The organism is Cellulosimicrobium sp. CpK407, from assembly GCF_051844275.1.
Classification (GTDB): domain Bacteria; phylum Actinomycetota; class Actinomycetes; order Actinomycetales; family Cellulomonadaceae; genus Cellulosimicrobium; species Cellulosimicrobium cellulans_G.
Genome location: NZ_JBGNYC010000017.1, coordinates 68,778 through 80,784 on the forward strand (window position 1 = coordinate 68,778; position 12,007 = coordinate 80,784).

Below are 12,007 nucleotides of genomic sequence, written 5' to 3' on the forward strand. Positions count from 1 at the left end.
CCTCGCCCTCAGCCGAGGAGGAGAGCCTGGGGCTGGGGCGAGAGGGTCTGGTCGAGCACGAGGCAGGCCGCGCCGACGGCGCCGACGTCCTCGCCGAGGTGCGTGCTGACGACGCGGATGTCGTGCATCTTGTCGACGAACGGCGAGCTGGAGATCATCGGCTCGACCGTCGCGAAGAACCGGCGTGAGAGCAGCGGCCAGTTGGGTCCGCCGAACACGACGAGCTCGGAGTCGAGGAGTGCCGCGGCGGCGGCGACGCCCGTGCCGACGCGGCGCGCCCACCGGTCGATGATGACCTGCGCGCCGCGCTCCCCCGCCGCGGCGAGGTCGACGAGCCGGGCGAGCTGCTCGCCCTCGACGCTCGGGCCGCGGCCGGGGACGGCGTCGAGCACGCCCGCGGAGACCGCCTCGTTGACCAGGGCGCGCGTGGTGCAGTTGGCGTCGAGGCCGCCGACCTCTCCGGCGTTGCCGGACGCGCCGCGCAGCACGACGTCGTCGACCACGACGCCCATGCCCGACCCGGCGCCGAGGTAGAAGAACAGGAAGTTGCCGGAGTGGGTCGCCGCGCCCGCCCACCGCTCGGCGACGGCGGCGGCGATGACGTCCTTGTCCATGAGGACGGGGAGCCCGGTCGCCTCGGCGAGGCGGTCGCGCAGCGGGACCCGTCCCCACCCTTCGAGGCGGGGCGGGTCGACGACGGCCCCGCTCGCGAGGTCGATCGGTCCCGGCACGGCGATACCGAGCCCGAGGATGCGGTCCCGCTCGGCGCCGGACGCGTCGATGACGGCGTCGATCGTCTCGGCCATCGCGGCGATGGTCGACTCCTGGTCCACGACGGCGGGCGTGGGGCGCCGGACGCTGTGGACGACGCGCCCGGCGAGGTCGAGCACGACGTACGTGATGACCGCCGGGTCGAGGTGGACGCCGAGCGCGTACCGGCCGCCGGGCACGATCTGGAGCACCGTGCGCGGCTTGCCGGCACGGCCGCTCTTCTTGCCCGCCTCGGCGACCAGGCCCGCCTCCAGGAGCCGGCGGCAGATGTTCGACACGGTCTGGGCCGACAGGCCCGTCGCTCCGGCGAGCTCGACGCGGCTCAGCCCCTCCGGCGCGCGCCGGATCGCGTCGAGGATGACCGACTCGTTGAAGTCGCCCATGCGCGGCAGGTTCGTGCCGCGGCGCACCGCGGACTGCGCCCCCGCCTGCTGCTCCGCCTGGTCGATCGTCACGGCCTGCCTCCTTGCTCGCGTCCGGTCGACGACGACCGGGCCGGGCGCCCGCCCCGCCACATCCTCGCACCGACGCGCACGATCCGGTCCCTCACGCGACCTGACGGGCGAGGAGGAGCGACCACGGGGCGAGCGTCCGCTCGACCCGCAGGACGCCGTCGGCCGGGACGACGACGGACTCGCGCCGCGTGTCGCGGGCCGCAGCGTCGAGGAGCGCGGTCTGCTCGCGCGTCGGGGACGACGGCGCGCCCATCGCCCGCCACGCGGCCACCGGGTTGGCGTGCTCCGGGTCGAGCGTCTCGAGCTCGACGACGGCGCCGGGCGCCAGGCCCTCGACGACGAGCGCGACGTCGCGGGGCGGGCCGGCCGCCTCCGTCTCGTCGGCGACGGTGCGGTCGTCGAACGAGGCGGGGACCGAGCGCGTGACCTCGGCCGGGTAGTGGTGCACGAGGGCCGTGACGCGGCCGGTCGCGTCGTGGCGCGTCACGACGCCGTCGTCGGCCGTCGCGAGGAGGGTGTCGCCGAGCGCGTGCAGCATGCGGTAGGCGTGGAACGTCGGCTTGGGCACACCCTGGAGCGTGATCATGCCGAACCCACCGTGGAACATCTCGTCGCCCGCGCCGCCCTCCTCGAAGACGTCCGTGAACGTCCAGTACGCGAGCGAGTCGACGGTCCCGATCGAGCGGAGCACGGACCGGACGACGTAGACGGCGGCGGGCACGGTGTCGTGCGTGAAGTCGCGGGGCGAGGACGACGAGTTCCACTCGGTGAGGTGGATCTCGGCGTCGGGGAACGCGCTCGCGTCGACCAGGCGGCGCAGGAGGGCGAGGTCCTTGGGGGTCGCGTCGACCTCGCGGGTCAGGCGCGCGCCCTGACCGTGCTCGTCGAGCGCCCAGTCGGTGGGGTACGGGTGGGTCGAGACGAAGTCGACCGGCAGGTGTTCACGCTCACAGAAGTCGAGGAACGCGTCGAGCCACACGGGCTTCCAGTCGAGGGAGTCGAGGTCGGCCCCGAGCGTCGCCTCGTGCACCTGGAAGTCCTCGGTCTCGCCGTCGAAGCGCGCGTCGGGCACGAAGTTCGACGTCGCGGGCCCGCCGACGCGCAGGCGCTCGTCGACCGCCTTCACGGCCCGGGCCGACGCGGCGTAGAGGGTGAGGTACTCGCTGCGCGTGCCGCGGAAGAAGCCGCGCAGGTTGGCCTCGTTCCAGACCTCGAAGTACCACTCGCGGACCTCGGCGAGGCCGTAGCGCGCGACCCAGTGCTCGACGAGCGAGCGCACGAGGAACGACCACCGGTCGAGGTCGACGGGCGGCGCGCCGTGCGCGCCCCACCAGAACACGGTCTCCGTCTCACGGGCGAGCGCGCGCGGGCTGAAGCCGAGCTCGACGAACGGCCGCACCCCGGCGTCGAGCAGCGCGTCGAAGAGCGCGTCGACGTACTGGAAGTTGAGGACGGGCGTGCCGTCCTCGCGCTCGGTGTAGACGAACATGTCGTCGTGCAGGAGGCCGTGGAACCGCACGTACTCGAACCCGCACTCGGACCGCACCGCGGCGAGGTGGCGCTGCCAGTCGGCGCGCAGCCCCTCGTTCGCGCGCCCGGCGCCGACGACCGTGCTCCAGAAGTGGGTCAGGGGTCGCCCCGCCTCCGTCGCGCTCGCGTGCAGGGTGATCGGCTCGGCCACTCGTCCTCCTCGTCGGGTGCGCGCGACGTGCCGACGCACGGGCGCTCGACGCGCTCGCGCCGTGGGAGCGAGTATAAATCAAACTGATGGATTTTCTGCTCGACGGTGCCGGGCCGACCGTCTCCCGGCCCGCTCCGCGCCCGTGGGCGGCTCCGCGTAGGTTGGTCCCCATGCGGATCGGAGCCCACCTCGACCAGTCGGACGTCATCGCGCAGGCAGCGAGCATCGGCGCGGACGTCGTCCAGATCTTCCTCGGCGACCCCCAGTCCTGGAAGGGACCGGAGTTCACCTTTCCCGGCGGCGCGGAGGCGCTGAAGGCCGCGGCCGCGGCGGCGGACCTCGAGCTCGTCGTGCACGCGCCGTACGTCATCAACGTCGCGAGCCCCAACAACCGCATCCGCATCCCCAGCCGCAAGCTGCTCCAGCAGATCGTCGACGGCGCCGCGGCGGTCGGCGCCACGGGCGTCGTGGTCCACGGCGGGCACGTCACCGCGAAGGAGGACCCGGAGAAGGGGTTCGACAACTGGCGCAAGGCGATCGACGCGCTCCAGACGGACGTCACCGTGTACATCGAGAACACCGCCGGGGGCGACTTCTCGATGGCCCGCCGCCTCGACCGGATCGAGGGACTGTGGGCTGCCGTGCAGCAGGCCGACGGCGCCGAGAACGTCGGGTTCTGCCTCGACACGTGCCACGCGTGGGCGGGCGGCATCGACCTCACGACGGCGGTCGACGACGTGCGCGCGATCACCGGCCGCGTCGACCTCGTGCACCTCAACAACAGCCGCGACACCGCCGGGTCGGGCGCCGACCGCCACGCCGGCCTCACGGCGGGCACGATCGACCCCGAGGCCCTGCTCGGCGTCGTCCGGGCGGCCGGAACGTCGGTCGTCTGCGAGACGCACGCCGACGTCCCGACCGACGTCGCGTGGCTGCGCGAGCAGGTCGGCTGACCACGGCGGACCCGGACGGCCACCCGTTCTGCCTGAGCTCGCCGCCGCTCGACCACCCGTGACCGGGCCGGCGCGGGGCCCGTCCGGGCCAGGACCGGGCGTCGGTCAGTAGCCCGACCCGGCGGCGGGGGCCGCGTCCATGATCTCGGTGCCGTCCGGCGCGACGACGTGCCAGACGCCGTTGACCCCCTGACCTGACACGTCTCCCTCGGCCTGGTCGGCCGCGTACGTGTAGACGGGGCGGCCGTCGACCGTGACCTGGAGCTCGCCGTCGACGCCGGTGATCGTGCCGACCTCCGCCGTGACGCCCTCGACCTCGGGCTCCGCGCTCGCCGCGTGGACCGCGGGCCACGCGGCGGCGCACTCGCCCTCGCACGCGCTCGTCCCGGAGCCCTTCGTGTCCTTGTCGTAGTAGTAGACGGTCATCCCCTGTCCGTCGACCACGATGGTGCCGAGCGAGGAGTCTGCCGTCCCGAGGGCCGGCCCGGACCCCGTGCCGTCGCCGGTCGCGCCGTCGCTCGTCGTGCCGGAGTCCGTGGACGGGCTGCTCCCGCCCCCGCCGTAGAGGCCGCCTCCCCCGCCGGAGCACCCGCCGAGCACGCCGACCAGCACGGCGACGAGCACGACGGCGGGGGCGGCGCGGGCGGTCCGGGCCGGGGCGGTAGTGGTCAGGGTGCGTCGCATGTCGACTCCTCGAGAGGACGGTCGGGGTCGCGAGCACGGCCCCTACTCTCACGACGACGCGGCTCGCCGTGCGGTTCATCCGATCGCACGGCGAGACTCGACTGAACCGATCGGGCGGCTGCCTCGTCTCCCTGGGTGACGGGGTCGACGGAGGATGATCGGGAGGAGCGGACGTGCGCAGGAGGACGAAGGTGCTCGTGGGGGTCGGTGTCGTGGTGCTGGGCGGTGCCGCGGTCGTGGTCGGCCCCGGCCTGTACGCGGACTGGTCCAACCGGGCCGCGGCCGAGGAGCCGACGCTCGACGCGCCGTCGGGCGACGCGGGCGCGCTCGACCCGGCGAGCCTCGCGGGCGACTGGACCGTGGCCGACGGCTCCTACGCCGGGTACCGCGTCCACGAGGTGCTCCAGGGCGAGGACGTCACGGTCACCGGCAGGACCGACGAGGTCACAGGGTCGTTCACCGTCGCCGACGGCACGCTCACCGCGGCGACGGTGGAGGTCGACATGGCGAGCGTCGCGACCGACGAGCCGCCGCGCGACGCGTACTTCCGAGGCGACGCGCTCGAGGTCGGGACCTACCCGACGGCGACGTTCGCGCTCACGTCCCCCGTCCAGCTGCCCACCGGCTCGGCGGACGTCGAGCTCGCGGGAGACCTGACGATCCACGGCGTGACGCAGGCCGTCACGGTCGAGGCGCAGGTCGGCACGACCGCCGGCGGCGTCCAGGTCGTCGGGAGCGTGCCGATCACGTTCTCCGACTTCGACGTCGAGGCACCGAGCCTCGGGTTCGTCACGGTCGACGACGCGGGCAGCGTCGAGTTCGGCCTCGACCTCGTGCCGGCGTCCGGGTCGTGACGGACGGGGAGGTGCCGCGCGTGCGCGCCGACGCCGACGACCTGCTGCGGGCGGTCCACGCCGCGCACGGTCCCGCGCTGGAGCGCTACGTCGCGCGCCTCACCCACGACCCGGCGCAGGCGCAGGACGTGGTCCAGGAGACGCTCCTGCGCGCGTGGCGCCACCCCGAGGTGCTCGAACGGCCGGAGGGCTCGGTGCGCGCGTGGCTCTTCACGGTCGCGCGCAACCTCGTCGTGGACGAGCTGCGCAGCGCGCACCACCGCCGCGAGCTCACGAGCGCCGACGTGCCCGACCGCGGCGAGGCGGACGCGACGCAGGCCGTCCTCGACGCGTGGCTCGTCGCGGACGCGCTCGTGTCGCTCTCGCCCGAGCACCGGGCCGTCGTCGTCGACGCGTACTACCACGGGCGTTCCGTGGCCGAGATGGCGTCGGCGCACGGCGTCCCGCCCGGGACCGTCAAGTCCCGCATGCACTACGCGCTCCGCGCGCTGAGGCTCGCGCTGCAGGAGAAGGGAGTCTCGTCATGACCGCCACCCCTCCCCCGGACCCGTACCGCGAGTGGGACGCGGCCTACGTGCTGGGCGCGCTGAGCCCGCGCGACCGCCGCGCGTTCGAGCAGCACCTGTCCACGTGCGCCGCGTGCCGCGAGGCCGTCGGCGAGCTCGCCGGCATGCCCGGGATCCTCGGCATGCTCACCGCGGAGCACGCCGACGCGCTCGTGGACGGCACGGGCGACGCGGGCGTCCGGAGCGGCACGGGGAACGGGTCCGACGACGGCGTCGTCGTCCCGCTCGCCGTCGTCGCGGCCGGTGCGCGGCGTCGTCAGGTCCGACGCCGGGCGCTGCTCGGGGCGGCCGCCGTCGGGCTGGTCGTGGCGGGCGTCGCGGGCGGCGTGGCCGTCACCCGCCCGGACGACGCACCGCCGCCTGTCGCGGCCGGGACGACGGAGGTCGCGCTGGAGCCGGTCGGCGCGGCGGACGTGCACGCCGACCTCACGCTCACCCCGGCCGCGTGGGGGACCCGCCTCGACTGGTCGTGCTCGTACCCCGTCGGGGAGTGGGAGGACGGCGCGACGTACCAGCTCGTCCTCGTGGACGACGCCGGCACCCGGGAGGTCGTCGCCACGTGGTCGTCCACGGAGGCGGGGAGCTCCGACGGGCTCGGGGCGTCGTCCGCCGTCCCGGTCGACGGGATCGCGCGCCTCGAGCTCGGCGTCGTGGGGGTCGACGGCGCGCTGGCCGCCGCCGACGTCTGAACCCGAGACCGGGTCAGGCCACGGGCACCGCAACCTCGACGACAGGGCCGGGACCGCGCGTCGCCCACGTGGGCAGGTAGATCTCGCGGTTGTCGCCCGCGGGTGCGCCGTCGGCGAGGGCGCGCCCCGACGACAGGTGGTCGTGGACCAGGACGAGCCCGGCCTGGTCTTCCACCTCCGCGGCGGTCAGCGCGACGTACGCCTCGTCGTGGGGGCCGTCCGTGGTGAGGACGAACCCCTGCGGTGGCCGCACGGCCTCGGCCACGGGGACCTGCACGGTGACGCGCGCGGCGAACCCCTCGGTCGCGCGCTCGTGGTACTCGACGTACGGGTGCCCGGCGAGCGGCACGCCGGCCGTGCGCAGGACGTCGAACACGGCCGCGGTCGCCTCCGGGAGCACGCGCGGGAGCTCCTCAAGGGTCGCGCGGCGCACGGTCCCGAGCACGAGCCGTTCCGCCACCGCGCGCCGGCGCACCTCCACGTCGAGGCGTGGCGCCCCGGCGAGCACGGACCGGACGTACTCCCCGGCCGCGAGCGACCCCGGGAGCGAGGACCGCCGCGCGCCCCACACCGTGTCGAAGGCCGCGACGGCGTCCGGTGCGCCGAGCACCTCCCCGACGTCGGCGAGCGACAGCTCGACGCCCCGCAGGAGCCGCACCAGCCGCGCCCGCGCCACCTGGCCGTCGTCGAACAGGCGCGGCCCGTCGTCGGTGGCCCGCCGGGCGGCGAGCAGCCCCCGGTCCGCGTACAGGCGGACCGCCTTCTCGCTCAGCCCCGTCGCCCGGGCCACCTGCCCCGTCGTGTGCTCGTCCATGCCCGCGACGCTAGGTCCTTCCCCTGGGGAAGGCGCAAGCACCGGGCGGCGGCCCGGCCGGTCAGTCGTCGTCGCCCGGGACGTAGGGTCCGCGGCGCAGCTCGAGGTCGATCTGCTCGGCGTCCAGCAGGTCGAGCGCGTGCCGCAGGGCCTGCGAGCTGTACGCGCCGGAGGTCCGTGCGTCGAGCAGCGCCACCCGCTGCGCGGCGATGGCGCGCAGGCGCAGCTCCTTGTACTGGGCGAAGAGGTCGGCCGACGTCGCGGCGTCGGTGTCGCGGTTCTCCAGCTCCCGCACGACGTCGCGCCGCACGCGGGCGACGACGTCGCCGTCGTACGTCGTGCCGTCGTCGCGGCGCAGGTCGGGCGCGTCGATGACGGCCACGGCGGCGGCGTCGAGCTCGGCGCGGACGGCGCCGCGGTCCTCGTCGGCGCGGGTCGACCCGCCCGCCAGCCCCAGGCGGCGCACGACCCACGGCAGCGTCCCGCCCTGGACGACGAGCGTGCCCGCGGCGACGCCGAACGCGACGAGCACGAGGAACGAGCGCTGCGGCGTGTCGGTGGGCAGGGTCTGTGCCGCGGCCAGCGTCACCACGCCGCGCATGCCGGCCCAGACGAGGAGCGTGCCCTCGCGCCACCCGAGCGGCTCGGCCGTGAGGTAGTCGATGTCGGCCGCGCGGCGGCGCAACGACGTGCGGATGCGCCCGACGCGGGCCTGCGGGACCTCCTTCGGTCCGCCCGTCCGGGGGGCGCCGCGGTGGCGCCCCGAGGGCTCGTACGTCTCGAGGGGCGACTCGGCCGGACCGAACCGTGCGTCGATCTTCTCCTGCATGCCCTGGATCACGCCGCGCAGCGACTCTCCTCGGCGTGCCCTGCGCGCGAGGGACCGCAGGAGCGTCGCGACGTACGCCGACCGCACGACGAGGATGACGACCGCCGCGAGCGCCGCGATGCCGACGGCCCGCCACAGGCTCCCCTGCGCCTCCTGCACGTCGGTGACGAGGGCGAACAGCTCCAGGCCCATGAGGAGGAACACCGTGCCCTCGAGGAGCAGCTCGACGGTGCGCCAGTTCGACTCCTCGGCGAGGCGGTGCTGCGGCCGCAGGTACTTGGCGGCACCGTTGCCCGTGACGAGCCCGGCCGTCACGACCGCGACGAGGCCCGACGCGCCGAGCTCCTCGGTGGGCAGGTAGGCGATGAACGGCACGACGAACGAGACGGCGGTGCTCAGCGCCGGGTTGGCGAGCCGGCGCCGGACGGTGAGGCCGAGGAACCCGACGAGGAACCCCACGATCACGGCGACGACGACGGCGAACACGAAGTCGCCCGCGACCGCCCACAGCGAGAACGCGGGGGCGACCCCGTCGCTGGCCACCGTGAGCGCGATGGCGGCGATCGCCGACCGCAGGAGCACGAGCGCGGAGGCGTCGTTGAGCAGGCTCTCGCCCTCGAGCAGCGTGACGACGCGTGGCGACGCCCCGAGCCGTTTGACGATCGACGTCGCGACGGCGTCCGTCGGGCTGACGATCGCGCCGAGCGCGAACCCGGCGGCGAGCGGGATGCCGGGGATCAGCCAGGTGAAGAGGTACCCGAGCAGCACCGTGCTGAGCAGGACGAGGACCACGGAGAGCCCGCTGATCGCCGTGAAGTCCCGCCGGAAGTCCATCGTCGGCAGCCCGACCGCCGCGGAGTACAGGAGCGGCGGCAGGATGCCCGCGAGGATCCACTCGGGCTCGAACTCGATCTCCGGCACCGCGGGGACGAAGCTCACCGCGACGCCCACCGCGACGAGGACCAGCGGCGCCGCCACCCCCGCCTTGGGCGCGAGGATGTTCACGCCGACGATCGCGACGACCGCGAGCGTGCCCACGACGATGAGCGAGAGGATCTGCTCCTCGGTGAGGCTGAACGGGAACTCCATCGGCACCTCCGGCTACCACGGCGCCACGCCCGGGTCGGCGCGCGGGGGGACGGGACAACGCTAACCGCCGGACCGCCGTCGGACCCTGCGCCCGACGTCACCCCACTCCGTCGAACCCGGGGTCGCTCCTCACGGCGGGCCGATCATGGGGAGGGATCCAGGGTTCGGCACCCTGCGTATGGTCGACGGCGGGTCCTTCTCAGGACGGTGGCCGCCGCCGGGTCGGGCGCGCGAGGATCGGCGGCATGAACGCCGTCGCCGCTCGGCCGCAGGACGCTCCCGCCACGACCACCACGCCCGCCCCGTCGGACCGGTGGGTCCGGCTCCAGCCCTGGGCGCTGCCGGGGTTCCTCGCGCTCGTCGTGGGGATCTTCCTGCTCCTGACACCGACGTGGGGCTACTCCATGGGCCCCGCGCTCTGGCGGGACGTCCCGTGGCTGACGGGGGACGTGCTGCTCGGCGCGGGGCTGGTGCTCCCGCTGCTCGACCTGTGCGTGGTCGGTGGCGTGCTCGTCGCCCGGCGCTCCCCGGTGCTCGGCACGGCACTCACGACGCTCCCTTTCGCCACGGTCGTGTTCACGGGCGCGTTCGTGTGGGGGTGGTGGCTCGGGCTGCTGTGCGTCGCGGCCGTGGCCGCCGTCGACGGCTGGCGGCGCGCGCTCGCGCCGGCTCTGATCGCCGTCGGGATCGCGACGGCGTTCGTGTGGATCGGTCTGGTGGCTTTCCTCCCGGTGGGGCCCGTCTGGGCGGTCTCGACGGACATGCCGACTGAGGACGGCACGGTCACCCGCCTTCCCGAGACCGTCGAGCGGTCGATGAAGTCCCTCGTCTACGTGGTCTGGGTCGCGATCGTCGTCGCCGTCGCAGCGCTCCTGGGGACCCTGACACGGTGGCGGGCCGACGCCCGTCGTGCGGCCGTCGCGACGCGGCGCGCCGCCGAGGCGCAGGCGGTCACCGCGGAGCGGGCGCGCGTGGCGCACGACCTGCACGACGTCGTCGCGCACCACGTCTCGCTCGTCGCCGTGCGCGCGGAGTCGGCGCCGTACGTGCACCCGGGGCTCGACGACACCGCGCGCGCCGTGCTCGCCGACATCGCGACGGACGCGCGCGAGGCGCTCGGCGAGCTGCGCCAGGTGCTCGCGGTGCTCCAGCGCAGCGAGGACGCCGCGCCCGACCTGGCGCCCCAGCCGGGGGCGGGGGACGTCGTCGGGCTGGTCGAGGCGGCGCGGGCGGCAGGCCAGGACGTGACGCTCACGGGCGGGTTCGAGGCCGTGCCCGCGGCCCCGGGCTACGCGCTCTACCGCGCGGCGCAGGAGGCGCTGACCAACGCGCGACGCCACGCGCCGGGGAAGCCGGTCGTGGTCGACGCGCGCGTCGTCGGCCGGGACGGGAACCGGACGGCGGTGCTGCGGGTGAGCAACCCGGTCGAGCGCGGGGAGCCGGGCGGGGTGGCCGGCACGGGGCGCGGCCTCGCCGGGATGCGCGAGCGGGTCGAGGCCCTGGGCGGGACGCTCTCGACCGGCGTGGGCGACGACGGTGCGACGTTCGTGGTCGAGGCCCGCATCCTGCTCGTCGGGGTCGCGAGCCCCGCGGCGTCCGCGTCGGTGGCGAGCGCGTGAGCCCGCACGCGGGCCGGGCGGGCGGCGCAGGGTCCGCAGACGCCGCGGACCCTGGGTCCCGACCGCCCCACGCCCCGGTGCGCGTCGTCGTCGCGGACGACCAGCCCGTCGTCCGGCACGGGTTCGCCGCGATCCTCGACGCGGCGGACGGGCTGGAGGTCGTCGGGTCCGCGGGCGACGGGTACGAGCTCCTCGAGGTCGTCGCGCGGGTCGAGCCCCACGTCGCCGTCGTGGACGTGCGCATGCCCCGGCTCGACGGTCTCGGCGCGACGCGGGAGCTCGTGGCGCGGCACCCGGGCACGCGCGTCCTCGTGCTCACGACGTTCGACCTCGACGAGTACGTCTACGACGCGTTGCGCGCCGGGGCGAGCGGGTTCCTGCTCAAGGACGTGCCGGCGCCGCGCCTCGTGGAGGGGGTGCGGCTCGTCGCCGACGGCTCGATGCTGCTCGGACCGAACGTCACGCGCCGCCTCGTCGGTGACTTCGCGGCACGCGCCGCGACCCGCCCGTTCCCCGGCGTGGACGACCTCACGGCGCGCGAGCGGGAGGTCGTGCTCGCCGTGGCGCGGGGGCTGTCCAACGCTGAGATCGGGGCGGAGCTGTTCATCTCGGAGACGACGGTGAAGTCCCACGTCTCGGAGTCGCTGCGCAAGACCGGCTGCCGGGACCGCGTCCAGCTCGTCGTCGCGGCCTACGAGTCGGGGCTCGTGCGCTGAGCGGCCCGGACCGCCGACCTGACCGCCGTCGAGCCCCGGCGGGCGCGTCGCCGTCGGACGAGCAGCTCGGAGACGACGAGGTTGGGCACCCAGGAGAGGAACGGTGCGAGCGCGTACGCGCGATCGAACGCGACGTCGGGGTCGACCGCGTCGCCGAGGGCGAGCGCCTGGACGACGACGAGCGCCGTCGTCCACAGCCGGAGGGTCACGCCGGCATAGGTGAGCGCGAAGCTGCGCGTCATCCAGTCCTGGTGCGCGGGAGGTCATGGCGATGGAGACCGCGCCGT

Annotated in this window: 11 protein-coding genes and 1 pseudogene; 6 read left to right on the forward strand and 6 right to left on the reverse strand. The window is 75.1% G+C overall.

Annotated elements, in window-relative coordinates:
• Positions 1-8 precede the first annotated feature (8 nt).
• Together ABWU78_RS09795 and ABWU78_RS09800 are read right to left on the reverse strand one after the other, a co-directional pair.
• Positions 9-1,226 (reverse strand): ROK family transcriptional regulator, encoded by a 1,218-nt coding sequence (locus ABWU78_RS09795; RefSeq protein ID WP_439158225.1) that lies wholly within the window; start codon positions 1,224-1,226, stop codon positions 9-11.
• 91 nt (positions 1,227-1,317) lie between these two features.
• Entirely contained in the window at positions 1,318-2,907 is a 1,590-nt protein-coding gene (locus tag ABWU78_RS09800) for a GH39 family glycosyl hydrolase (protein WP_439158226.1), read from the reverse strand.
• A 170-nt stretch (positions 2,908-3,077) separates the two neighbouring features.
• Between ABWU78_RS09800 and ABWU78_RS09805 the strand changes: the two genes are divergently transcribed.
• Complete coding sequence (locus ABWU78_RS09805; RefSeq protein ID WP_353707056.1) at positions 3,078-3,860, forward strand: deoxyribonuclease IV; 783 nt, start codon at positions 3,078-3,080, stop codon at positions 3,858-3,860.
• A 105-nt stretch (positions 3,861-3,965) separates the two neighbouring features.
• On the opposite strand, the gene ABWU78_RS09810 is transcribed toward ABWU78_RS09805, so the two are convergent.
• Entirely contained in the window at positions 3,966-4,544 is a 579-nt protein-coding gene (locus ABWU78_RS09810) for a COG4315 family predicted lipoprotein (protein ID WP_353707055.1), read from the reverse strand.
• Positions 4,545-4,717: 173 nt separating this feature from the next.
• Between ABWU78_RS09810 and ABWU78_RS09815 the strand changes: the two genes are divergently transcribed.
• Genes ABWU78_RS09815 through ABWU78_RS09825 form a run of 3 tightly spaced genes read left to right on the forward strand, consistent with a single transcriptional unit; the run spans position 4,718 to position 6,653 of the window.
• Positions 4,718-5,398 carry a YceI family protein gene (locus tag ABWU78_RS09815; protein WP_353707054.1) on the forward strand — a complete coding sequence of 227 codons (681 nt, stop codon included), beginning with the start codon at positions 4,718-4,720 and terminating at the stop codon, positions 5,396-5,398.
• Between the two features lie 20 nt (positions 5,399-5,418).
• Complete coding sequence (locus tag ABWU78_RS09820; protein WP_353707053.1) at positions 5,419-5,925, forward strand: sigma-70 family RNA polymerase sigma factor; 507 nt, start codon at positions 5,419-5,421, stop codon at positions 5,923-5,925.
• On the forward strand, positions 5,922-6,653 hold the full coding sequence (locus ABWU78_RS09825; RefSeq protein ID WP_353707052.1) for a zf-HC2 domain-containing protein: 732 nt from the start codon (positions 5,922-5,924) through the stop codon (positions 6,651-6,653). Before ABWU78_RS09820 ends, ABWU78_RS09825 begins: the two co-directional genes overlap by 4 nt.
• Before the next feature lie 13 nt (positions 6,654-6,666).
• On the opposite strand, the gene ABWU78_RS09830 is transcribed toward ABWU78_RS09825, so the two are convergent.
• Both ABWU78_RS09830 and ABWU78_RS09835 read right to left on the reverse strand, forming a co-directional pair.
• Entirely contained in the window at positions 6,667-7,467 is an 801-nt protein-coding gene (locus ABWU78_RS09830; protein ID WP_253051742.1) for a MerR family transcriptional regulator, read from the reverse strand.
• 61 nt (positions 7,468-7,528) lie between these two features.
• A complete protein-coding gene (locus ABWU78_RS09835; protein ID WP_353707051.1) occupies positions 7,529-9,385 on the reverse strand; it encodes a cation:proton antiporter in 1,857 nt (618 codons plus the stop codon).
• A gap of 245 nt (positions 9,386-9,630) precedes the next feature.
• On the opposite strand from ABWU78_RS09835, the gene ABWU78_RS09840 reads away from it, so the two are divergent.
• Positions 9,631-11,004, forward strand: a complete 1,374-nt coding sequence (locus tag ABWU78_RS09840) for a sensor histidine kinase (protein ID WP_439158227.1) — start codon at positions 9,631-9,633, stop codon at positions 11,002-11,004.
• Between the two features lie 77 nt (positions 11,005-11,081).
• Entirely contained in the window at positions 11,082-11,720 is a 639-nt protein-coding gene (locus ABWU78_RS09845; RefSeq protein WP_253051738.1) for a response regulator, read from the forward strand.
• Here ABWU78_RS09845 and ABWU78_RS09850 read toward each other — a convergent pair.
• A pseudogene (locus ABWU78_RS09850) lies at positions 11,696-11,965 on the reverse strand (hypothetical protein); the annotation flags it as partial. The gene ABWU78_RS09845 and the pseudogene ABWU78_RS09850 overlap by 25 nt on opposite strands.
• Positions 11,966-12,007: the final 42 nt, after the last annotated feature.